This is a genomic window from Turicibacter sp. TJ11 (assembly GCF_021497505.1).
Lineage (GTDB): Bacteria > Bacillota_I > Bacilli_A > MOL361 > Turicibacteraceae > Turicibacter.
This window is the reverse complement of sequence record NZ_CP069349.1, coordinates 667,871-691,162: the sequence shown is the minus strand read 5'-3', so window position 1 is coordinate 691,162 and position 23,292 is coordinate 667,871. Positions and strand designations below refer to the sequence as shown.

Genomic DNA, 23,292 nt, shown 5'->3' with positions numbered 1-23,292 from the left:
AAGAATGATCTATATTAGATAAAAAAAGCCCTCGCACGCCAACAGCCGCAGGATGTGGTTGCTAATAGGGATAGATGTTTAGTGAACACTTGGATTCATGAGGATTTAGGCTAAGGTCGAAAATCATTCGATTTGAGTCTTAGCATCCATAAGAAAAGGCGAATGATGTGTGAACATGATTCGCCTATCCGTTTACATTTTCAGTTAATGATTATTATTTATGTTCGTCCCATTTACATTCTGTCCATTCGATGTCTGTAAAAGTTGCTTCAAATGAGGAATCTTCTGGACTACAAGCATATACTCCAATTCGTATTTCGCCCTGCCCTTCAAATAGATGGAAAATTCTCATTTGTTTATAATGAACACCATCGTATGAATTTTCTATACAGTAGTCACTCCCACGTCGGCTGAGTCTATAATACATTTCTTTTTGTTGAGCTGGGATATCTGTTGTTGCCCAATCTGAATAGCCGTGATTAGTCACGACACTCCCTAATCGTTGGTAGTCCTCATTTTCATATTCAATAGATGCCTTAAACCAATTATCACTATCTTGATAAATGATCACACCACATTGATCAAATCGGTGTTTACTGTTAAATTGTGTTTTCACACTAAAAGAAAAATATGTTTCACTGGTAGACATCAGTAATGCAGGTGCATTATCATTTTGAAATCCATAGTAGGTTCTTTGCCAAAAATCTGTCTTTGGTTCTGTTTTAATGATTAATTTTTCGTCTGATAAACTATATTCTTTAGGTTCGTAAATCCAAGTAGCGTTACAATCTTTGAACAACATCTCTTTCCCTCCTATAAAAAGTATGAAACACTCATACTCTTGTCTTTCATTTCACATTCATAACAATTAAATTATATACAATATATAGTAAAAATCAAATATCCTTGTAGTAAGATTTTCTAGTGAATTATGACTATTTTTTAACTTAGTTGAATAAAATGTGAAAGTTCTTTCCATAACATAGAGCAGTATTTATGAAATACTCTCTCCGAAATCTTTTTTTATTCTCTCTCCTTATAATGATATACTTTTAATGAAGCCCTAATGGTCGTATCTCCCCATCCAACGATTAGGGCTTTTTCATGTCTAAATATTTCCCGCTACCATGAAAAATCTTAATTAGATAAAAAAACTAACTAGACAAGCCCCACGCCTCACCATACGTCTCGTATGGGAGGGGGTGATTGACTAGTTAGTGTTAGCTTTAGTTCTAGGTTGATGTTGCTAAGGACGAAAATCGCTCGATTTGAGCCTTAGCATCTATAAGAAAAGGCGAATGATGTGATTTTTTTCTGACATGATTCGCCTATCCGTTTTCTGTTGTTAATTTTGAGTATTGAAGTTTAGTCATGCCTGGTAGCGCGAGATCATTGATTATTGAAATTGATGTTTTATATCCTATTGCAAAAAGATGAGTTTAATCAATTTTCACCCCTGTTAAATAAAGAATATGAGATGCCTTCTAGATAATCCCCTTCAGTCATACAATTAATATCATTCTCTATCATAAAATTCTTTCTCGTCACTAATTTATAAATTATAACATAGCTCGCACCTATTGAAAGTTCTATTTAATTCATTTTTCAAACCATTCTATAATTTCACCAATTACAAATTAAAACATATAATATATTGAGCACAAGGTGCTAGATGTTAGATGAGGTGGTAAATATGTTTGGTTGTTCAAATAATAATTTTGCTTTTATTTTAGTATTATTTATTCTTTTAGTTATCATTGGTTGTGTCTGCGGACGATAATAAAGATTTCGAAACGTTTTTAAATAAACGTCTTTAATAAAAAGGAAATAGGTACGCCTATTTCCTTTTCTATTTCACAAAAAATGTCTAATTAATGATCTATTTGATCAAATAACTAATTAAAAACATCTCCAAAGTCCGTAGTTCTAGATGAATACATCCCACCTTCAGTCATGGTGATAGATAAGGATTGAGTATTTATTAATCCATCAGGCGAATGATGTGATGAACATGATTCGCCTTTTCTTATATTGATCATGAAGTTTAAGTTCGTCATGGTAGCAGGATAGACTTGATGAATAAAAAGTAAATATTTTTAAATCGATTGAATAACATGTGAAACAGTCGCTTTTCTTCCTAGATTATATGCTATCTCTCCATTGCTCCAAAACAGTTAAACGTTCATCTGGAAAATGACAAGTACATCTCTCTTGATCGACTAACTGTTTTACAAAGTCGGTATTCGGACTACGCAAAAGCGTCTTTGGCTCATCATATTGCACGATCTTTCCTTTATCCATAACAAGCACCTTTGTGCCAAGCTTCAGTGCTTCCGAAATATCGTGAGTGACAAATAAGATGGTAATCCCCGTTTTTTGGTGAATTTGTTTTAATTCATTTTGAAGCTGTCCACGAGTAATTTCATCAACAGCACCGAAAGGCTCATCCATCAAAAGAATATCAGGAGACGCTGCTAAAGCTCTCGCTATGCCGACTCTTTGTTGTTGTCCACCTGATAGTTCAGATGGATAGCGATCTTTTAATTCTTCATCAAGACCGACAATGTTCATCCATTTAGAAACTGCCATGGTGGTCTTTTCTTTGTTTTTCTTATTGATTAGATTGGGAACATAAGATATATTTTGTTCGACTGTCATATGTGGAAACAAAACACTCCCCTGAATGGCATACCCGATATTGCGTCGGAGTTCCGTCAAGTTTTTATCTCGAATATTTTCTCCATCCACAAAAATATCACCGCTTGTTGGTTTAATTAATCCGTTTATCATTTTTAAGGCTGTTGTTTTCCCGCATCCTGAAGATCCGATGATGGTAACAAATTCTCCTTGTGTAACGGAAAGATTAAATTCTTCAAGAATGATCTGATTTTTATATGCTTTTTTAATATTCTTAAATTCAATCGCTGTACTCATTCTTTATCCCTCATTTCAAAAGACCTACCTGTTGTAAAAATGTTTCAGCTACTTGTCTCGGCTCTTTTCCTTCACTTTCGACAGCGTAGTTCATTTGTGCCATCTGTTTATCGGAAATAACATCCGTCAGCTCGTTGAATATCTCTGTCAGTTCAGGATGTTTTGCTAAAACTTCAGCGCGAATCACATTACCACATCGATAGGAAGGATAGAAATTCTTATCATCTTCTAAAACAGTCACATCAGAAACACTTAGTTGGCCATCAGTGGTGAAAATAACCATAACATCAATTTTCTCCTGATTGATGGCTTGGTATTTTAGCCCAATATCCATATCTATTGTTTTTTTAAATGTGAAGCCGTAGGTATCACAAAGCGCATCATACCCGTCCTCACGCTCAAAGAAATCATATTCGGCACCGAATATAAGTTGATTAGATACAGCCATCAGGTCTGAATAAGTTTTAATATTGTATTTCTTTGCAATTTCACGGCGGACAACCAAACCGTAAGTATTATTAAAACCATACATCCCCATCCATTGCATCTTAAGTGAATGTTCATATTCATCCTGCATAGTTTCAAACAAATCTTCGGTATACAACCCTTCTTGTTTCAAAACCATATTCCATCCTGTTCCCGTATATTCAGGATAGATATCAAATTCACCACTTTCCATTGCGGGATGAATATTCGATGTGCCACCGCCTACACCATGCGTCAGCTCTACGTTCAGATCTGTATTCTGTTCGATAAGAAGATCCAACATTTCACCTAATACATATTGTTCAGTCATCGGTTTTGTGGCAATGTGGATGGTATCTTGTTTATGAATAGGACGTAATGTAACGATTCCAATACACAAAACAAGCAGTAGGGCCGTCATTAACATCATACGATTTGCCTTCTTCGCTTTCACACGATGTTTATTCATCCGTTTTTCAATGAAACCGAGCAGAAAATCCATGACTAAAGCAAGTAACGCAATAAGCAAACTACCAATCATAGTCATTGCCGTATTATTTGTCGTAATTCCTCTGTAAATGGAAACCCCCAAGCCACCTGCACCGATAAATGAAGCGATACCTGCAAGGGCGATCGTCATTGTCACCATATTGCGAATACCTGACACAATAACCGGCATAGCAAGTGGCAGTTTAATCTTGAAAAGGACTTGTATTCGGGTGCTTCCCATTCCTTTTGCTGCTTCTAAAATAGCGGAATCAACATTCGTCATTCCCGTGTAAGTATTTCTTACCATTGGCAAAAGAGCATAAACCATCAGTGCAATGACTGCTGTAACATTTCCAATCCCTGAAAAGGGAATTAAAAATCCAAGCATCGAAATTGACGGAATGGTATATAAGAAGTTTATGATCCCTAAAGTCGGCTTTGCTGTTTTTTTAAATTCACTAATTAAAATTCCAAGCATTCCCCCGAGCAAGATAGCAATCACAATAGCAAGTAGAGAAATCTTCAAATGTTCCTCCAATAAGCCTAAAAAGAAGTCTTTTCTTTCTATAAAGACCGACCATATATTTTGTAACAGCTTTATCCCCCCCTTTTTTAATGAATCTGATCTAACATTCTTCAGCACACAATCTTGAGTACTTTCTACATTAAATCAATAGATCTTCCAACGTCTGTTCTTTTATCACATTTTTAGCCTTAGCTATAATCATCATACGGTTTTCTAAGTAAAATTATTAATACTATTTATCATTTTTCATCTTTTGTTTTACAATTGAAAACGAATACGTACAAATTAACCCAGTATCAGACAAATTCCTACCCTACCTCCTGCCAAAGGAGGAAACACGCTTCGCACGGCAGGGGACCCATTCCCTGCCAGAGGAGGAAACATGCTTCGCATGGCAGGGGACCCATTCCCTGCCAGAGGAGGAAACATGCTTCGCATGGCAGGGGACCCCTTCCCTACCAAAGGAGGAGACATGCTTCGCATGGCAGGGGACCCCTGGACGATAGAATGTTTTGGTACGTAAAGTGGTTATCGTTTTTATACTACACCTTACATGTAGACTACTTATCTGTTTCTATAAAAATAAATATTTTTAACTCACCTGAATAAAATTTTAAAATTCTTTCCATAACATAAGTGTAATTCCCCTTAAGTATTTATAAAATACTCTCTCCTAAATCTTTTTTCATTCTCTCTTCTTATAATTATATAATTCAATTAAAGCCCTAATGGTTGTCACCCTAGACACCTATTAGGGCTTTTTCCATATCTAAAGACATCTCGCCACAAACGATCAGCTCCCCCACTCGACATATAAAATGGTGGAATGGATTTATTCAAAATTGTTTAAATTAGGAAGTTCACGATATCAATTAAAAAAGCAACGACTTAATCTAAAATGTACCCTAGAGAGTAGACAAGTAAAAAAAGTCTACCCTCTAGGGTCTTTTTGCTATCATATAAACTATTAGATTTTAGGAGGATTTCAGATGAGCAAGAAGTTATTTACATCGCAAGAGATTGAACAACTCAAACAAAACGATTATGTTAAGTCAGTGTCTGAAAAAGGGATTACTTATACAAAAGAATTTAAGGAAAACTTTATTGCGATGAGCGAGAAAGGAAAGTTTCCTCGAGAGATATTCGAATACTATGGATTCAATGTTGAGATGCTTGGTATGCAGCGTGTGAATTCTGCAGCTAAACGTTGGAAACAAGCCTTTAAAACTCAGGGGCCATTAGGATTGGATGATAGTCGTACTACCAATTCTGGAAGACCTCTAAAGCGAGAGTTAACGATAGAAGAAAAGTTGTTACGTACGCAAGCCGAATTAGAAGTTTTAAGGATTGAGAACGAATTATTAAAAAAGTTGAGACTCGTGAGAAAAATGCTAGAATAGTCTCTAAAGAAGTAAGGTTTCAAATGATTCATCAAGTGGTGAGCCAGACATCAACTAAATTTAACTCTTTAATTTCTCATTTATGCGATAGTCTTGGTGTTTCAAGATCAGGTTATTATCGTTATTTTTCGTCATGCGCTGAAAAAGCACGCTTAAAGCGACTAAAAGACGAACAACAACGTTTAGAAGTGATTCAACAAGCCATTCATTTCAAAGGACGAAAGAACAAAGGAATTCGCCAAGTAGCGATGGTTCTTAAAGGAGAATTCAACATCTCCTTTAACCTAAAATCTATTCATCGCATCATGAAAAAATATGAATTGTTGAGTAAAGTTCGTCGAAATAATCCCTATCGTAAACTCGCTAAAGCTACGCAAGCACATCGCGTTTGTCCAAATCTTGTTAACCGTAAGTTTAGACCATCAGAACCTTACAAAGTTCTATTAACCGATATCACTTATTTAAAATATGGAAAGGGTCAAACTGCCTATCTCTCTACCATTTTAGATAGTGCAACGAATGAAGTTTTAGCCTTTCAATTAAGTGATCATTTAAAGATAGATTTTGTTCTCCAAACACTGAAAAAACTTCAAGAAAATCCGACTGTCCAATTAATGAAAGAAACGATCATTCACTCCGATCAGGGAGTACACTATACTAGTCCACAATTTTCGAATCAAGTAAAAGAATTAGGAATTCAACAATCCATGTCAAGAAAGGGTAATTGTTGGGATAACGCTCCACAAGAATCATTTTTTGGGCATTTAAAAGATGAAGCAGAGATTACGAATCAAATGTCATTTGATGATTTATTCATCGAAATTAAAGATTATATAGATTACCATAACAACTTTAGATATCAATGGAATTTAAATAAGCTGACTCCTGTAGGATACAGAAATCAGCTTCAAGTTGCTTAGGTTTTTTTTCTTTGTCCTTGACAAAGGGTACAGATTAATCGTTGCTTTTTAATAGTGTATTTATAGTTTTAACAAGCTTTAAGTTAGCTATTAAAACTGTTTAGCGACTTCTTTAGCTTGTTCAGTGATTCGTGACATGATCGCATCTTTTTGTGATGGGTCATAATCGATTCCTTCAATAAAGATTGTTGGAGCAACTTCGATTCCCATGAATCGTAATGCTCCTGTCACATATGAATCAGCATGTTCGATTCCTGTTGTGTTTGAGTAAACACCACCTGATCCATGAATATGAATGGCTTTTTTACCTTTCATTAATCCAACTGGTCCTTCAGCTGTATATTTAAATGTTTGACCTGCAACCATCACTGTATCAAAATATGCTTTTAATAAGGGTTGAATCCCTAAGTTCCACATTGAAGATTGAATGATAAATTTATCAGCATTCATGAATTGATGAGTAAAGTCATTAATAGCTGTGACTTTTCGTGCTTCTTCACTTGTTAATGGTTGACCTGCTCTTGATTTTTCCCACCCGTTTAGCACGTCGGCATCAATTAACGGAACATCCATTCCATATAATTCTAGCTCAATCACTTCATCAGCTGGATTATTTTTTTTATATTCTTCGACAAACGTTCTTGCAATATGTGAACTTTTTGATTTTTCTTCACTTTGTGGTGTTCCTTTAATATATAATACCTTTGACATTATGATTTCCTCCTTAAAATGATTCCTATTTCCCGATCCTAACCCCATGATTCATTTATCACGATTTGATGCGTTAAAATGAAAAACCATTTCGTTTCTATACAGTTTTATTTACCTTCTAATCTATTCGAATGAACAATGAATAGATGACACTTCATTAATTAATTATAGCTTATGCAAAATAACTAGTAATTATTCCTATTATTTAATCTTTTTTTCTCCTTCTCTCTCAAAGAAACCAAAACGTTTCTTATGCTGTCGATTTTACTTAGCTCTAAATCACTCGAAATTCAATTCATCTTTCTGGTTAGCAAAATAATAAGAACGATCATCCATGATTTAAAGTACAGCTTCATTGAAGCCGATTAGAAGTCATGAGTATGAAGTTATCCACTTATTTGAAACGTCTTATCCGCTATCATAAGGATAAACATCTAAAGACTTTTTCCTTGCATCCAATTCATTACGCTAATGCTTTTTTGATTGTGGTGGCTTCTTATGATTAAACTATATAACGATTTCCAAATAATAACAAATGATTTGACTCGAGAATTTAAATGAATTAAAAACTCTTCTGATGGAAGTCTATTCCTTGTGCAGTGACTATGACTGGCTTGACAACCCATCAAATAAATTATATAAATAAGCCTAGATTAGTTTTTCATACGATCATAATTGAAATATTGGAGAGTGTAACCATGAAAAATAAAGCAGTAAAACTAATGATGATTCTCATTGCTTTCGTTCTCTTAGCCGCTTTAATACTAAATTTATGGCCAGGACTTGAAGAAGCGTTACATAAAATCACAGGATGGAATTAATTCAGATGATTGTCGATGCTCAGACATAGATGAAAACCCTTAATTTGTTTAGCGATAAATTAAGTGTCTCATCTATGTCTTTTTTTATTATCGTTAAATACATGACTTAATGATCTCATTTTGGATTCCATGAATTCCTCTCATTTCTCTTAAATAGTTGTTCATATTTGGAAATATTTGTGTGATAATAGAATAGATTTAAAAAAGAAGGAGGATTATGATGAAGCCACTCTATTCAAAAGAAAACGACTTTTTAAGTATGAATCATCAATATAAGGGATTAACGATCCTTTCATTGTTGCCGTTTATTTTAAACACTCTCTTTGTCTTAGTGCTTGTTTTAGCGACTGGAATGGATAGTTTCACTTGGTATATCACCATTCCAATCTTAATTTCGTTATGGATGAGTGGCGTTGGATTTCCATCCAGTAATAAAAAGTGGAACACAGCGGCTTGGATTTCAACACTGATGCTAACCATCAGCTCCATTATTATCGGTTACTATGACTATTTTCAATGGGCCACAACAAAGCTTTGCTTTGGATTATTCATCTTCTATATCATCATTTTTATGATGAAACGTTTTTTAGATCACAAAACGAAACTTTAATGAACATCAGAGCGCACTTGATTGATCTAAAATATGACCCTGTGGTTTAAGTCACTGACTGCTTTTGGTTCAGTCGGCTTATTTTTAATGATTGTTTAGGAGGGTAATCAATGAAAAGATTCTTATTTATCTGTTTATTCATCATCTCCATGCTATCAGTAAGCGCCTGTTCAAGTCTTAATGATTCAAAAGTCGGAGTCAAACCTTACCCATTAAGTGAAAAAGAGGAATCTTTATTAGAGGCTTTTGACTTACTCAATCAGTCTCAGCTTCTATCTTTTAATGCGCCAAAAGACGCAACATCCGTCATGATTCATGTATACTCATTAGATGAACATGGGAATTGGCAAGACGTTCAATCAGGGGGGTGGCCTCTCGATTGAAACCGAACGTGACACTGATACTCGTTTAGAAGGTACATTTGCTTTGACACTAAACGATGATCGTAGTATTAATTTCGTGATCAGCGCACATGGAAAATTATCATCTCATGTTGACCTTGATGATTTAGATTTTGATGCGACAATCTCAACTCATGCCTTTCTCACTGATTTTCACCCCATTGAACTCAACCAAGAAATCCCTGTTGCGATTATCGTTTCTGATGAGGGGACGAGTATGAGAAGTTTCGCGGTCGATTCGTATTTTGAACCTGATGTTTTTCAAGATATGAAATCGGTTCAGGCTGTGACTTTAACATTCACAACTAACCATTAATAATCTTAGGATATAACATTAAAAAGAGGATCGTCTTTAATCAAGAGAAGGTCCTCTTTTTGTTCTTCTAAATATAAAGATTCATTTAAAATGAGACTAATTTTTGAAACTCAAGCAGCATTTCATGATCTGATAAGCAATAATTACTTGAAAATTCATCTAATAAACTTAAAAACTTTTCATCTTCACCTAAAGATATTACCTCTTTCATTTGAAGGCTCACCTCTAACATTCGTTCAACGTGATCCATTTGGTGTTCTAATCGATATCGTTTAATAAAAAACATTAACTCTTTTTTTAGTTGATCATCCACTACTTGTCCCCTCACTGACTGATGTTACTTGTTACTATTATTATAACATAAAACGAGTTAATTGAAAACTAAAAAAGTAATCGTTTTCTTTTCGGTTATTCCTTGTTAGAGATATATTTTTTTAACGCTTTTGATAATAACACACACAAATAAACAAAGCCACCCATCATGAGGAGTGATAACATTTGAACGACCAACATTCCCGGACTTGGTAGAATGTAAATTTCCACGATCATCTCCCCCCTTTCATTTGCACTAATGTATAAATGATTCAATTATTGAAACAGCATCAATTCTTGTTCCTAGCAAATCGTTCGTTATTTTCGATTAAAATAATCCTGTTTTGATAAGTGATAATATAGCGTATTCACTTCTTGATCATCTAATAAATGTAAGGTTTTCTGTTTGGTAAATTGATAGTTAAACCCGCATTTTTCAATGACTCGTTTAGATTTAGCATTAAAATCGTAGTGAGCACACCAAATCAAATCTAACCCTAGGTGATGAAATCCATGATCTAACAAGCAAGTCACTGCTTCTGGAACGATCCCTCGTCCCCAATAGTTTGGATTTAACACATAACCAATCTCTCTTTGCTTTAAGTGTTGAAGAGATTCATCTGGAAATCGGTGATGTAAGCCAATTCCACCAATCACTTTATTTTCATCTTTTAAAACGATAGCATACGTATCATCCGCTTCAATGAATCGTTTAATAATTTCTTTACTTTCCGCTTCATTTTGATGAGGCTTCCATCCCGCAAATGGACCTACCCACTCACTTTTTGCGTATTCGTATAAATCAGCACTATCGCTCTCTTGCCAACTTCTTAAAAGTAATCGTTCCGTCGTTAAACTCAACATTAAGTATTCCCCCAATCTTCCCACTTTTTTGAACTACTAAGTTATTGACTGAGTAGTTTCATATGTTCACTTTTTATTTTTTCTAATTTATGATTAAATTCAGATATTTCAACTTCGATCAAATTCAATATCCTATCATAATGATTCGATACGAGACTTACAATATTTGAATCTAATTCATGTTTCAAAGTACAATTTTTTAATATCCTTAAAACTTCATCTTTAGGTAAAGAATCTTTATAGTATCTTTTCTCTGTTAGAGCTGAAAAAATATCAGCGACTGCTATAATTCTATCTTCTAACGTTAGCATCTCTTCGGTCAAACCTCTAGGGTAACCCTTTCCATTTAATTTTTCATGATGATTAGAAGCGATATTTTTAATTTTTTCATGATCAAGATATTCAAGAATTTCTCTCGTTTTAGATACATGACCTTTCATGATCTTAAAACCTGTCTCACTTAACTGACCTGGACATTTTAAAATTTCGATAGGTGTAGATATTTTACCTATATCATGTAATAGTGCTGATATGATACACATCTCTTTATTTTTTTCATTGAAGTTTAACATAGAGCAGATCTCTTTAGTGACAATCGAGACGGTTAAAGAGTGAGTTAAAGTATTTTCGCTTCTAAAATCAATACTAAAACCTAATAATTCGATATACTTTTTTACCTCATCTTGAGTATAGCTTAAACGATTTAAATATAGGCATCTAACTCTATTAAATAACTTCCATCAAACAGCTTTTGACAACTAGACTCTTCTTTATGAAGTTTTATAAAAGTATTAATATAGTCTTGTTTATACTTTTTTGAATCATTGATCTCAAACATCACATTTTTTTCAAACTCGTCATAATGACTGCATTTAATCTTATGAACAGATACGGCATCACATATACGAATTAAGTTTGCATAATTCTCTTCTATCGTATCGTTTAAATGATTAATATCTTCATGATGATATAAGATACTTTTTGACATATGTGGCAGAGGTGAAAAATACTTAAAAAACAGATAACCATAAATGGAATGATTTTTATAATTATAATTTTCAAAAGTTACAATATTACTTAAATCATCTGTTTTACAAGCTCCTATATCATGAAACATAGCCGCGATAACGATAGATTTTAAATCTTCTTCATCTAGATTTAAACTTGTTCCTAATTTATAAGCGATATAGGCGGTTTCATCACCATGATTTGTTATTTTTTCATCAATACAGTTCAGAGTTTTTCTTATGGTATTAATGACATTAAAAAAATTCAATTGAAGCTCCATAATTTCCCTTTCATATAACTAAAAATCTATTAAACTCTAATCGTTTTGATTCTATCTATTGACTGATAAATATTACCGATCATATCTAAACTAAATACCTATTATATAATAATCTATCTATTTATATTAGGCAATGTTTAATAGATACCTTTTCTTCGAAAATGGCCGGTGACTCTTGCTTCCTATCAAAAAGATCCACATACTGAGACACGTTTGAAAATGTGAAAAATCTTTCTTTTTCTATCCTCATAAATAGTAGTGACTGCTGCTAAAATCAGATGAAGTGATGATCGTTAAAATGATCCTTATTTCATACACCCCATCAGGGCTTTAGCATATGATACTAGTGAGTATTAACTCTGATGAATGGAGGAGATTAAATGGATCAAAATTTATGTGTTGCACTTAATCAATTATTAAAAGACTTAACTGTTGCCGAACGAAATGTTCATATTCTTCACTGGAACTTAATTGCTAAAGGTTTCGTCTACTTACATCCTTACTTAGGTGAGGTTTATAATCAACTGTTTCAATACGTGGATGTTACAGCAGAACAAATTCGTTTTCAAGAGGCATTCCCTGAAGGAACGTTACAAGACGCTACTTCTGGTTCACGTTTAACAACGATTGACTCAAAAAGCCCTTATAATCAAGACGAAGCGATTCGTATTACGATTGCTAACATTGAATACTTAAGAAAATTTACTAACAATATTATTACTTATGCCGATGATCATGAGTACTGGAGTGTCGCCGATGTCTTCACCGCTCAAGTGGTTTACTACGATAAAGTATTATACTTCTTAAAAAGCTCTCTGGGGCAATAACACCCATTTAACTTCAATGAAGGAAATGTTTCATGATGACCTCATCGTCTCTTGTTAAATGCATGACACGACATCACATGAATCATCTTTCATAAAAAGACGAACAAACTTAACAAAAACTTACATCGAATGAACTTGGGAATGCACAAGATGAACTCCCATTTTAAATGAGGCTCTGTTTTAATAGAAGGTTGACAAAAGACGTAGGGAAAAAAGTAGGCGATTTCGCCTACTTTTTAATTTCTTTTTTTAGGACAAACGGTACACATATTCCTTATTTTTCGGCTTTCTTTAGTAGACGGCTCATGAGAGGTATGCTAATATGAGTGTCGTTATTAAATCAAGGAGTCGTTACAAGATGAAAAAAGAAAACAATGCCAATACTTATTGCTCATTTATAGTCTCGTCATTATTTATTGTATGTTTTTTTTTGCATTTAATCGACTAAGTGGCATCGACACTTACATTCCTAATAAATGGCGGAGACGCTAAGTTGTGGGATGTCGGCCGCGCACAACTTAAATACCGATGGGAATAAAACATCTGAAGATTTAGGTATGTATCATATCAAGAAAAATAACTTTCTTTCTTGGAACTTATTTTTAATGATTAACTCTGTGGGACTCTATCACTAAGCTCATTTGCTGTAGCCTAGATGATAAAACATATGAAATTAATCTAAAGTCTTAATGAAAGCTAATTGAAGCTTTTATTAAGACTTTTTTAACTTTCGCTACATTAGATTTTTTAAGATTAACAAAAAACCCCTTAACCATTGACTAAACGGTTAAGGGGTTTAAACCAAAAACAAACCAAATAAGAAAGAAAGAAAAACATGGTTAAAACCACGATTTTAGTATACAATATTTTCTTTTTTATGACAAGGATTAGTTAATATTCATCATTAATCGACATCGTGTTTAAACATGGTAATCTATCGTTCCCAATTAAAAATATTGATCCTGATTTTCAAACGATGTTCATTTAAAAATATGCTACTCTAAAATTAACGATGAACCTTTAGTTAATCGTTAATTTTAAGTAAGAAACGTAAAGTGACTTAAGGGGTTACTTTTATGCCCCCTTTACGTTTCATTTAGAAAAAGTATTTAAATTTGGAACTAATCAAGATGCCATGATCTTAACCATGACAAAGTGAATCGAAGTTTTAACTTTTTTCAACTTATTTAATCACTTTTTCAACAGCAACGACTAATGCATCTAAGTCTGCTTGATTCGGATGATTTTCTGATGAAGCTAATTTGTCTTTCATCTCTTCATATTTTTCAGGCATGACTTCTTTAATACGATTTTTCATCGCCTCTGTTACTTTACCTTGACACATGTAAGTCCCAATGATCTCATTTGATGCTGGAATGTGTTCTTTAGCATTAGATAAAATCTCTTCAAAGTATTCTTGTGTATCATTGTATCCAGCTGTTCCGAATAAGAAAATTTTCTTATTTGATAATTTTTTCATGAATCCTTGAACATCCGCCCCGCAAGAGTGTTTTGTTGCCCAAAATCCAATAAATAAAACCTCTGCTTCTAAAGCTTCATCTGAAAATTTTCCGCAAAATTCAGCTCCCACTGTTTCCTTAATCGTTTCAGCTAATCTTTTTGTATTATTTGTTACACTACTATAAACAACTGCGTATTTCATTATTGTTTCCTCCTCAAAATTGTGTTTGTTAAAATATAACACATTTACTAATCATTTTCAATTAATATAGTAATAATTACTATTATTTAACTTTAAAATAACTACACTCTTTTTTGTTTTACCCCATCATCCAACAAATTAAACATAAATTGATACATTTTATCACACAGTCTAAAACGATTTAGATTCTCAATCTCGCTTTACATTACATAATGTTTTTTTCATCTAATGACTTCTTACAGCTAAATGATTTTTGTAAAACTCTTATTTTCTAAGTTCGATCGCATCTTTGATGTGTTCAATAAAGGATAGATCCTTTCGATACGGTGATTGACATAGAAGTTTCATCTTTCCTAAAGGAATCTGATTCACTTTAACAAAGAAAATGAATCGCATTTTTACGTGCTAATTTAACAAATTCAGCTATTCATTATAAACAGGTTACAAACTAATCATTGACACTATGTGATAAAAACATTCTTTTTTCGATAAAATATGTGTGGATAGAATAATATAGATCGTTAATTATAATACTGATCATTAATTAAGGAGGTTAAAATGAGAAAAATTTTTTGTTTTTTTATTATTAGCTCATATCTTTTAATAAATGTAAGTAGTATTGGCATCTCAGTTCAGGCTATGGAAGATGGTTCAGCTTCATTAAATACTGATTTAATGAGCAAACAGGAGGTTGTAACAATTCCTGATGAAAATTTAAAAGCTCTTCTAAACGAAAAACTTAATAAACCTTTAGATTCAGATATTACAAAAGCTCAATTGGAATCCATTACTAGGCTTTATGCACAAAAACGTAATATAAAAGATTTAACAGGATTAGAACATGCTGTTAATTTAACTTACTTATCGATATGGAAAAATGAAATTAGTGATTTATCTCCATTGCAAAATTTAACTAAGTTAACTTTTTTAGACTTAAGTCAGAATCAAATTAGTGATTTATCCCCCTTACAAAATTTAACTAAATTAAATCAGTTATATCTTATTGAGAATCAAATTGACGATTTATCTGGATTACAAAATCTACTCCAATTAAGGGATTTATATCTTAGTCAGAATCAAGTAAGTGATTTAGTTCCATTACAAAATTTAACGCAATTAGAGTTTTTAGATCTTAATCAGAATCAGGTGAGTGACTTAACTCCATTACAAACTTTAACTCGATTAAACTACTTATATCTCAGTGAGAATCAAGTTAGTGATTTATCTGGATTACAAAATTTAACTCAATTAGGGGTTTTAGATCTAAGCAATAATCAAATTCATGATTTAAGCTTATTAAATATGACCAGCGGATTTCTCAACGCAGATAATCAAACGATTTCATTGCCGGACCTTATTACATATGAGGATGTTGCTACTATAGAGAATCCATTAAAATTTTCTGATGGGAGTTTTGTAAATTTAATTGATCTTCCTTCTGATACAACATATGATTCAAATGGGATCATTAAATGGGATGGAATTACATCTACAACAACGAAAGAAATCTTATTTTCTGATAGTATTCCTGGAGTCGAAGGAACATTTAGTGGTGCATTATACCAAACAATCATTAGAATGAATAAACCTATTTTTCAGGCTAATGATATTACCATTAAACAAGACAGTGTGTTTAATCCATTAGACCATGTAACAGTGACAGACGTTGAAGATGATTTAGCTCAAAAACCTATTCAAATAAAGGTTATTCGAGACGAGGTAAAAGTTGAGACTCCTGGAAAATATGAAGTTGAATATCAGGCAATTGATAGTGATGGAAATACAACAAATAAAACTATTATTGTGACTGTTATCCCTAAGCTTACTTTAATAAATCAACCGCCATTAATTATGGCATCTGATGTAATAATTTCAGTTGGAGAAACTTTTGATCCATTAGCTAATGTGAAAGTTGAAGATTTAGAAGATGGCCCCATTGAAATAACGAGTCAAAACGTAATTGAAAATACAGTTAATTCAGATAAACCAGGAATTTATAAAGTTGTTTATCGAGTAACCGATCAAGATGGTGAAACAACGATAAAAGAGATTGATGTCGAAGTTATCTCAGAAACACCAGAGACTCCAGAAACCCCGGAAACTCCACAAACTGGAGAGACTCTACAAACTCCACAAACGGGAATGGATATAGGGATGATTGGATTAATAGGATTATTTTTTATTGTTTTAGGAATAATAAAATTTAAGGGCCTATTTTAATATCGTGTTGACATATGTATGGTGTTCTTCAAAACTTCTATATTCTAGCCTATATTTACTTCACTATTAGTTAGTTATTAAATTTCAATTTCGTATTATATGAAATCAACTAGAAAATAAGGAGAAGATTTATTTAGCGAAAACCATAGCCTTATTTGCTCAATTAATTATTTTAAGAGTTTTCTAGTAAAATATGAGTGAGACATCAAACTCAATCCTTTCAATATTATTTTAGCCGATAACATTGTAACAGGATAGAGACGAGATGTCTCTTTTTTTATTCCATGAAAAGGGCGTTGCCTCATCAGCAATACCAAATATTATAGAGCCTTTGTTTTCCCCCATTATCCAACATTCAATACATTTTCTTACACATTCTAAAACGATTTAGATCATCAGTGTCGCTTGACTTAAAATATTTGTCTTCAAGTGGGATAAGCAGTCTTCAATATTTACTAAGTCAATAAAGTAAATATATACCTTTACTTCATCATTACTTTCAAAAATAATCTGGGTTTGATCGCGAATTTCATCATGTAACGGATACAACAACCAAATTTCCGAGGTTTGATATTTCTTAGCATATGCATACATTTGATACATATCATTTTGCGAAATTCCGTAATTAGATCTAGCATTTGGAATAAGTCGCTTCCATTTCATATCCATGATAATCTGTCGTCCTTCATTAGCATTAATTACAATATCCGGTCGTAAAGCAAACTGTTGAGGGTTATCAAACAAGAAGTAGCCTTTATGTTGGGACAAAACTTCCCAATCTAAATCATTCAATAACCGTTTAAGTTGCTGTGTCATGTAGGATTCGAAGACTTTTTCCATTGGGAATAACAATGCCTGATTGGTTGTTACCCCTGAAAACATGGTAAAACCTTTTTTTAATAAAAATATTTTTGACCACTGGATGAGAAGTTCATAATCTTTTGTTTGTCGATTAATTGTAATCTTACAAAAGTCCTTCTCGTAATTAGTAGATAATTGAACCTTTTCAAAGAAGGTTAGTAATTGTCTAATTTCTTTTTGATTTTCATGACTTGTTGTTTGCTTTAGTAAGTAAATTAACGTTGATTTTATGATTCGATTTTCTGATCGATTCACTCCATATTCGTCATACGAGACATAACATCGTTGCTGATGAACAAGATTTCGCTTGATTTGTTCTGAAAAGAGTAATTTCCCTTTATAGTAATTCAAATTATCTTCTGTTTCTAAATAGGAAGCTTTAAGACCTTTTTTCACAAGCTGTCTAACCTCTTTAAGATACAAATTAATAAAAATTTCATACAAATTCATTTTATCTGTCATCAAATTGGCTTCATTAAAAACTTTACTTGGAAAATCTTTTAGACTACGTAACATCTTTAAGAAGATTCGCTTCGTTTGGATCGTACTATTTTCTTCGGTATCAAATGAAATTTTAGGAAGAACTTGAATTCGATATCCACTCGTTAACTGAATAAGACCAACATAATTACTAACAGAGATAACTTCACCGACACCTCGATGACTTCTTATTCTTAAAAACTCCAATATGGCTAACTCAGGCTTTTCTTCAGCCAGTTCATAGATAATCAGCTTTAATTCCTGAAAGATTTGAGGTGGTAGATAGTGATACTTATTATCTTCTTTAAATGCATCATTGCAAGTGAGCATTTCAAATTCTCGAACTTCAATTAATTTATTCATACTCATGGGATAATCTATACTCCAACCCCAATTTTTTTATAGCTTTGTAAATAATAAAATGCTGATCTTTGAATGTTATATTTCTTATCCGGCAAGTCTAAATCAGGATGACCACTAAATATTTCTCTCACTCTCAACGGTTCATCTAAAATAAATTTATATTGGTCTTCTTTCGCATTATCTCCTAAGACAAGTTGAATTTTTTCATAATCTTCATAAAAATATTCTTGTAAAAGAGGAATAATGGATTTTTCAAAAATAGTAGCTAATCGCCCGAGTGTCGGATCTTTTTTTAAGGGGGTGAAGAAAGCATGACCAATCATGTGTTCTCGATCAAAAAGATATTCAATTCGCCTATTCATAAGTTCTAACAAATTAACTAAATTTAGTGTCTCATCATTTATTGTAATTGACCCTATCCCTATTTCCTCTAAAACCTTTGAATCAGGTAGCATTTCAATAAAATTAAATCTTCTTCTTAGGGCAGTATCCATTAAAGCGATTGATCGATCCGCAGTATTCATTGTTCCTAATAAATAGACATTATTTGGAACACCAAATGAGTCTCCAGTATAAGGTAATGAAACTGTCATTTCTTCACTCATCCCTAAACGTTTCGTTGCTTCAATCAAAGTTATTAATTCCCCGAAAATTTTCGACACATTTCCACGATTAATTTCATCAATGATAAACACATAGGGTTTAGGCTGTGAAGTAGATAAAGAACACTGAGCAGTTTGACAGAATCGCTTAAATATACCATTCTTATAGCAATATTTAATTTCACCTGCCTCATGATCTGTAATAAGTGGTTGAATTCCTTCGATAAACTCTTCATAACCGTATGATTGATGAAAGGTCGTAAAACAAATGCGTCCCTCATCTTTTAATTGATGATATCTTGATAAAACTTCCTCATAAGGTTTAGCTTTTAAAGTTTCTATCTTTATTTGATCACAAATAGCAACGGCATAAAGTACTGAATGATAGGTCTTCCCTGTTCCAGGTGGCCCGTATAAAATCGTATTATAGAAGAATTCTTGTTCATCTTTCATACATTCAAATATCCCTTTCTTATTCATTGATTGAATTGCTTCTAATAAAGGCTCTCTCAACTTCCAAATAAATTCTCCTTCATTACTACTTCTTAACTCTTTTCCATAAAACAGGATAGGCCAATAAGTGGTTTTATTATCTTTATTTAGATAAAGCTTGCAATCTATTTCGTTATGAATAGCTTTGGCAATGTTAATCGCGTGACGATTATAATGTTGAGGCGTATTTCCATATTTAATAGAGATCTGCTTACACGTGCCTTCTCCTCCCATTTGATATAGAAAATATAAAGTGTCTAACCATGAACGTTTCACTACTGATTCATTCAATAATAATTCTTCAAATTGGTTAACTGTAATATCCGGATCATATTCTGATAAAGACGGATAAAAGGAGCAATTTTCTTTCTTAATGATACCGCGTGTTTTATTCCAAACTTGTTCTAGTAACGTAAACTCCTCGTCACTTAATTTAAAATTCGTCCCGCTTGGTTGTTTAATAATCTGCAACTCACTTAAAACTATATCCTGTTTTAACTCACTGCGTAAAATCATTCCCGCTTCAGGGGTTACTTTACGTTCAATCACCTTAACCTCAACTTGATTAACATCCTTTTCTACATTAAAACGCACATCAGAAACAACTATTCCTTTTGCTATAATTCCCCCACTACCTTTTTGGTTTCCATCAGCTCTCCAAATAAAAACTAAGTCATCCGTTTTAATTTGATTAACATAATGCTTTTGACGAACCTCCCAAGTCAAAACATCTTCTTCTAAAACATACTTAGTCACATCAAAATATCGATCATCCTTATCTTTGTGACGAGGATTACCTTGAAAAATCCAATAATTCATACTACACCACTCCATCTATCAACTCTTTTAAAATCAATCACTCATCCTAAAAAGAATTCTGTATTAATCATTTTATAACTCTTTTGTAAATGAACGAGTTAGTCGTTTACTAACACATAGTTTCTTTCTTAATAGATTGCCTTAATTATTACTTTCGGTAATTAAAAAATACAATTAATGTAATTTATCTAAACGATTTTTGTAAAACTCTTGTTTTCTAAGTTCAATCGCATCTTTGACGTGTTCAATAAAAGATGGATTATTTCGATACGGTGAGAGCTTATCGGTTAAATACATATACGTCTCATCTTTACTAAAGAAATCTGATTCACTTTGACAAAGAAAATGAACGGGGTTTTTACGTGCTAACTTAACAAATTCAGCTTTTTCCCACTCTTTAAAATTCTTTGTGCTTTTATCACGTAATAAATCGATGGCATTTGATCCATGAGAATAAAATTCATGAAAAGATTCATATAACCCCTCATCATCAATTTTTAATAACAACTGATTATCATCAATAAAGGCTAAGAACGTGGGTAACTTATATGTTTTTGACATCGCTGTTTTTTCAATCATCTGAATAAAGTCAGAAGCCGGGGTTTCAAACCACGCGAGTTCTTGCTTTGTTAAATCGTTTTGTTTCTTTAAAAACGCTAAATAGTTTTTGAATGGATTTATTTTTGATTTACTCTTTACATTCACATAAATTCGATCATCTAAGTAGGTGAAAAATTCAGTCCGTGACGGACGATGACCTAACTCGTCTTTAATCCGTTCATACTCTTCTGCTAACAATTGCTCTATTTTAAGTGATGAACGTTCCATTCTTTCAAATAAATCAACCAGTCTAAAATCAAAATCAATCAAGCAATCTTCTGGTAATAACGATGGATCTTTAATGACTTCACTTGCTCTTTTATAGTCTTTTTGTGACGTGCCTGTGATTAAATACGGTGAAAAATTAGCTTTTTTATAGTTTCCTATGAAATCTAAAACATTTAAATAATGCTTATTCTTAGATAAACGTAACCCACGTCCGAGTTGTTGCATAAAAATGGTCGGTGATTCAGTCGGTCTTAACATCATGACCATATCTAATGAAGCAATATCTAACCCTTCATTAAACATATCAACTGAGAAAATAACGTTTAATTCCCCTTTAACAAGTTGGCTTAATGCTTCTTCACGTGCTAAGTTATGAACACCCCTCTCTCCACTATAAACTGCACACGCTTTAATACCTTGATCTTTAAAAGATTGAGCCATAAAATCTGCATGACGTTTACTCGTACAAAATCCAAGCGCCTGTTTTGAACGATATTTTTTATAATGATTTAAAATTAAATCAGCTCGTTGATGAATACTGAGTGCTTCTTCAAGTTCATCACTTTGATACTTTCCATTTTGGTACGTAATATCTTCATAATTGACCGTTTCATCATAAATTCCATAATAACGAAAAGGGACTAACCACCCTTGATTAATCGCCTTTTTTAGTGGTGCTTCATACACGACGTTATAATCACAAATGGCTAACACATCTTTACTATCTAATCGCTCAGGAGTAGCTGTGATTCCTAGAAGAAACTTCGGTTGAAAGTAATGAAGAATGTTTTGATAATTTGACGCAACGGCATGATGAAATTCATCAATGATCACATAATCAAAATAGTCACGTTCAAACAAACTCAAATTCTCAACTTTTCCTAAACTTTGAACAGAAGCAAAGACAATATCTTTATTCATCTCTTTTTGACTTCCTATAAAGAATCCACGTTCACTTAACGGACGAACATTTGCAAAACTTCGCTCCGCTTGTTTTAAAATTTCTTCACGATGGGCAACAAACAAGATACGTTTATATTCTTTTGAATCAAATGCAGCTAAGTATGTTTTACCAATTCCCGTAACAGCTACTTCTGAAAACGGAAAATAATTAGATATTAGTTTTAATAGGAATCACAATGAGATGGATGAAGCCGACACATAAAACAACTAAAATGGAAATATGATTTAAAGTTTCAAGTCACAGTCGTAAATAAAAAAGCAGTTAGATAGTACACAGCTATTTAACTGCCTTTTTTATAGCCAAAATCTTAACTTTAGTTTAGAGATGACGCTTATAATCATTAGATGTTATTCTTCTTCAATTACTCTTAAAACTTTAGCAGGATTTCCAGCTACAATCACATTTGATGGAACGTCTTTAGTAACCACTGATCCCGCAGCGACAATGGAGTTATCTCCAATACTGACCCCAGGTAAAATAACACTACTTCCACCAATCCAAACATCGTTTCCTATTGTAATAGGAATACCATACCCGTCCTTATTTCTATTTCTCGGAGTAATCTTATGACCAGCAGTATATAGGCTGACATTTGGACCAAACATACAATGATCACCAATACGAACTTCTGCCATATCTAAAATCGTACAGTTAAATCCTGCATAAAAATGATCTCCAACGTGAATATTCGTTCCTAAATCACAATGGAAATTATCTTCAACACAAGGCGATTCTCCCACTGTTCCAAATAACTCACGAATTAATTCCTCTTTACCTTTATCATCTTCTAAATCGTGCATATTGATCGCACGTACTAATTTCGCTGCACGTAAAGCTTTTTTTCGAAGTTCATCAGTGCCACGAACATAATAAATTCTTTCTTTCACCGTTTCACCTTCTATTCCTTTTAGTATCAATTATTGATTTGATTATAGCACATTAATAAGCATCCATAATCTTCTGGATTACAGACTTCTCTAAATCAATGATAGAACAAAAATAGACTCAACTTATAAGCGAGTCTATTTTTATTTGGGTAATTGCTGTTCAATTTTTGAAAGATTATCGTCATTATTATATCATGAATACTAATCATCTTCTAGCAAAAACAAAAGA

General features: G+C 32.9%; 22 protein-coding genes. 8 read left to right on the top strand and 14 right to left on the bottom strand.

Annotated elements, in window-relative coordinates:
* Positions 1-214: 214 nt before the first annotated feature.
* The gene (locus JRC48_RS03255; protein ID WP_235070441.1) at positions 215-802 is read right to left on the bottom strand and encodes a DUF1349 domain-containing protein; all 588 of its coding nucleotides are present in this window, start codon (positions 800-802) and stop codon (positions 215-217) included.
* An 870-nt stretch (positions 803-1,672) separates the two neighbouring features.
* Here JRC48_RS03255 and JRC48_RS12750 point away from each other — a divergent pair.
* Positions 1,673-1,780, top strand: coding sequence for a YjcZ family sporulation protein (locus JRC48_RS12750; RefSeq protein ID WP_235070440.1), 108 nt, complete (start codon positions 1,673-1,675; stop codon positions 1,778-1,780).
* Between the two features lie 362 nt (positions 1,781-2,142).
* Here the strand turns inward: JRC48_RS12750 and JRC48_RS03245 are convergent, their stop codons facing one another.
* Both JRC48_RS03245 and JRC48_RS03240 read right to left on the bottom strand, forming a co-directional pair.
* Positions 2,143-2,934, bottom strand: a complete 792-nt coding sequence (locus JRC48_RS03245) for an ABC transporter ATP-binding protein (protein ID WP_235070439.1) — start codon at positions 2,932-2,934, stop codon at positions 2,143-2,145.
* A 10-nt stretch (positions 2,935-2,944) separates the two neighbouring features.
* On the bottom strand, positions 2,945-4,483 hold the full coding sequence (locus JRC48_RS03240) for a glycine betaine ABC transporter substrate-binding protein (RefSeq protein ID WP_370630393.1): 1,539 nt from the start codon (positions 4,481-4,483) through the stop codon (positions 2,945-2,947).
* Positions 4,484-5,403: 920 nt separating this feature from the next.
* Here JRC48_RS03240 and JRC48_RS03235 point away from each other — a divergent pair.
* Positions 5,404-6,734, top strand: a protein-coding gene (locus tag JRC48_RS03235) for an IS3 family transposase (protein ID WP_370630383.1) whose coding sequence is annotated in 2 segments (ribosomal slippage) — positions 5,404-5,805 and positions 5,808-6,734 — 1,329 coding nt in all. Because the reading frame shifts where the segments join, the coding sequence is not laid out codon by codon here.
* Between the two features lie 90 nt (positions 6,735-6,824).
* Here JRC48_RS03235 and JRC48_RS03230 read toward each other — a convergent pair.
* Positions 6,825-7,445, bottom strand: a complete 621-nt coding sequence (locus JRC48_RS03230; RefSeq protein ID WP_235070436.1) for an FMN-dependent NADH-azoreductase — start codon at positions 7,443-7,445, stop codon at positions 6,825-6,827.
* Positions 7,446-8,143: 698 nt separating this feature from the next.
* Here JRC48_RS03230 and JRC48_RS12675 point away from each other — a divergent pair.
* From JRC48_RS12675 to JRC48_RS03215, 4 genes are all read left to right on the top strand, one after another.
* Complete coding sequence (locus tag JRC48_RS12675) at positions 8,144-8,266, top strand: hypothetical protein (RefSeq protein ID WP_255703625.1); 123 nt, start codon at positions 8,144-8,146, stop codon at positions 8,264-8,266.
* 220 nt (positions 8,267-8,486) lie between these two features.
* On the top strand, positions 8,487-8,876 hold the full coding sequence (locus JRC48_RS03225) for a hypothetical protein (protein ID WP_235070435.1): 390 nt from the start codon (positions 8,487-8,489) through the stop codon (positions 8,874-8,876).
* A 110-nt stretch (positions 8,877-8,986) separates the two neighbouring features.
* On the top strand, positions 8,987-9,259 hold the full coding sequence (locus tag JRC48_RS03220) for a hypothetical protein (protein WP_235070434.1): 273 nt from the start codon (positions 8,987-8,989) through the stop codon (positions 9,257-9,259).
* On the top strand, positions 9,213-9,593 hold the full coding sequence (locus JRC48_RS03215; protein WP_235070433.1) for a hypothetical protein: 381 nt from the start codon (positions 9,213-9,215) through the stop codon (positions 9,591-9,593). The genes JRC48_RS03220 and JRC48_RS03215 overlap by 47 nt, the downstream gene beginning before the upstream one ends.
* Before the next feature lie 85 nt (positions 9,594-9,678).
* Here JRC48_RS03215 and JRC48_RS03210 read toward each other — a convergent pair whose 3' ends face one another.
* The 5 genes from JRC48_RS03210 to JRC48_RS03195 all read right to left on the bottom strand — a co-directional run bounded on the left by JRC48_RS03210 (position 9,679) and on the right by JRC48_RS03195 (position 12,045).
* Complete coding sequence (locus tag JRC48_RS03210; RefSeq protein WP_235070432.1) at positions 9,679-9,906, bottom strand: hypothetical protein; 228 nt, start codon at positions 9,904-9,906, stop codon at positions 9,679-9,681.
* Between the two features lie 95 nt (positions 9,907-10,001).
* Positions 10,002-10,136 carry a hypothetical protein gene (locus tag JRC48_RS12670; RefSeq protein WP_255703624.1) on the bottom strand — a complete coding sequence of 45 codons (135 nt, stop codon included), beginning with the start codon at positions 10,134-10,136 and terminating at the stop codon, positions 10,002-10,004.
* A gap of 87 nt (positions 10,137-10,223) precedes the next feature.
* On the bottom strand, positions 10,224-10,769 hold the full coding sequence (locus JRC48_RS03205) for a GNAT family N-acetyltransferase (RefSeq protein ID WP_235070431.1): 546 nt from the start codon (positions 10,767-10,769) through the stop codon (positions 10,224-10,226).
* A gap of 41 nt (positions 10,770-10,810) precedes the next feature.
* On the bottom strand, positions 10,811-11,350 hold the full coding sequence (locus JRC48_RS03200; RefSeq protein WP_235070982.1) for an HD-GYP domain-containing protein: 540 nt from the start codon (positions 11,348-11,350) through the stop codon (positions 10,811-10,813).
* A 122-nt stretch (positions 11,351-11,472) separates the two neighbouring features.
* A complete protein-coding gene (locus JRC48_RS03195; protein WP_235070430.1) occupies positions 11,473-12,045 on the bottom strand; it encodes an HD-GYP domain-containing protein in 573 nt (190 codons plus the stop codon).
* Between the two features lie 392 nt (positions 12,046-12,437).
* Between JRC48_RS03195 and JRC48_RS03190 the strand changes: the two genes are divergently transcribed.
* Complete coding sequence (locus JRC48_RS03190) at positions 12,438-12,884, top strand: Dps family protein (protein ID WP_235070429.1); 447 nt, start codon at positions 12,438-12,440, stop codon at positions 12,882-12,884.
* Between the two features lie 1,183 nt (positions 12,885-14,067).
* Here JRC48_RS03190 and JRC48_RS03185 read toward each other — a convergent pair.
* Positions 14,068-14,547, bottom strand: a complete 480-nt coding sequence (locus tag JRC48_RS03185; protein ID WP_235070428.1) for a flavodoxin family protein — start codon at positions 14,545-14,547, stop codon at positions 14,068-14,070.
* A 558-nt stretch (positions 14,548-15,105) separates the two neighbouring features.
* Here JRC48_RS03185 and JRC48_RS03180 point away from each other — a divergent pair.
* The gene (locus JRC48_RS03180) at positions 15,106-16,767 is read left to right on the top strand and encodes a leucine-rich repeat domain-containing protein (RefSeq protein WP_235070427.1); all 1,662 of its coding nucleotides are present in this window, start codon (positions 15,106-15,108) and stop codon (positions 16,765-16,767) included.
* A gap of 387 nt (positions 16,768-17,154) precedes the next feature.
* Here the strand turns inward: JRC48_RS03180 and JRC48_RS03175 are convergent, their stop codons facing one another.
* The 4 genes from JRC48_RS03175 to JRC48_RS03160 all read right to left on the bottom strand — a co-directional run bounded on the left by JRC48_RS03175 (position 17,155) and on the right by JRC48_RS03160 (position 23,063).
* Positions 17,155-18,477, bottom strand: coding sequence for an McrC family protein (locus JRC48_RS03175; RefSeq protein ID WP_235070426.1), 1,323 nt, complete (start codon positions 18,475-18,477; stop codon positions 17,155-17,157).
* 8 nt (positions 18,478-18,485) lie between these two features.
* The gene (locus JRC48_RS03170; RefSeq protein WP_235070425.1) at positions 18,486-20,384 is read right to left on the bottom strand and encodes an AAA family ATPase; all 1,899 of its coding nucleotides are present in this window, start codon (positions 20,382-20,384) and stop codon (positions 18,486-18,488) included.
* Between the two features lie 174 nt (positions 20,385-20,558).
* Positions 20,559-22,289: a DEAD/DEAH box helicase gene (locus JRC48_RS03165; RefSeq protein WP_370630392.1), complete on the bottom strand. Its 1,731-nt coding sequence runs from the start codon at positions 22,287-22,289 to the stop codon at positions 20,559-20,561.
* 234 nt (positions 22,290-22,523) lie between these two features.
* Positions 22,524-23,063 carry a sugar O-acetyltransferase gene (locus tag JRC48_RS03160; RefSeq protein WP_304941326.1) on the bottom strand — a complete coding sequence of 180 codons (540 nt, stop codon included), beginning with the start codon at positions 23,061-23,063 and terminating at the stop codon, positions 22,524-22,526.
* Positions 23,064-23,292: the final 229 nt, after the last annotated feature.

Excerpts from the sequence above, each read along its gene's own strand:
- JRC48_RS03255 (WP_235070441.1), bottom strand. The coding sequence starts at position 802 with ATGTTGTTCAAAGATTGTAACGCTACTTGGATTTACGAACCTAAAGAA.
- JRC48_RS12750 (WP_235070440.1), top strand. The coding sequence starts at position 1,673 with ATGTTAGATGAGGTGGTAAATATGTTTGGTTGTTCAAATAATAATTTT.
- JRC48_RS03245 (WP_235070439.1), bottom strand. The coding sequence starts at position 2,934 with ATGAGTACAGCGATTGAATTTAAGAATATTAAAAAAGCATATAAAAAT.
- JRC48_RS03230 (WP_235070436.1), bottom strand. The coding sequence starts at position 7,445 with ATGTCAAAGGTATTATATATTAAAGGAACACCACAAAGTGAAGAAAAA.
- JRC48_RS12675 (WP_255703625.1), top strand. The coding sequence starts at position 8,144 with ATGAAAAATAAAGCAGTAAAACTAATGATGATTCTCATTGCTTTCGTT.
- JRC48_RS03225 (WP_235070435.1), top strand. The coding sequence starts at position 8,487 with ATGAAGCCACTCTATTCAAAAGAAAACGACTTTTTAAGTATGAATCAT.
- JRC48_RS03220 (WP_235070434.1), top strand. The coding sequence starts at position 8,987 with ATGAAAAGATTCTTATTTATCTGTTTATTCATCATCTCCATGCTATCA.
- JRC48_RS03215 (WP_235070433.1), top strand. The coding sequence starts at position 9,213 with ATGGGAATTGGCAAGACGTTCAATCAGGGGGGTGGCCTCTCGATTGAA.
- JRC48_RS03205 (WP_235070431.1), bottom strand. The coding sequence starts at position 10,769 with ATGTTGAGTTTAACGACGGAACGATTACTTTTAAGAAGTTGGCAAGAG.
- JRC48_RS03190 (WP_235070429.1), top strand. The coding sequence starts at position 12,438 with ATGGATCAAAATTTATGTGTTGCACTTAATCAATTATTAAAAGACTTA.
- JRC48_RS03185 (WP_235070428.1), bottom strand. The coding sequence starts at position 14,547 with ATGAAATACGCAGTTGTTTATAGTAGTGTAACAAATAATACAAAAAGA.
- JRC48_RS03180 (WP_235070427.1), top strand. The coding sequence starts at position 15,106 with ATGAGAAAAATTTTTTGTTTTTTTATTATTAGCTCATATCTTTTAATA.
- JRC48_RS03175 (WP_235070426.1), bottom strand. The coding sequence starts at position 18,477 with ATGAGTATGAATAAATTAATTGAAGTTCGAGAATTTGAAATGCTCACT.
- JRC48_RS03170 (WP_235070425.1), bottom strand. The coding sequence starts at position 20,384 with ATGAATTATTGGATTTTTCAAGGTAATCCTCGTCACAAAGATAAGGAT.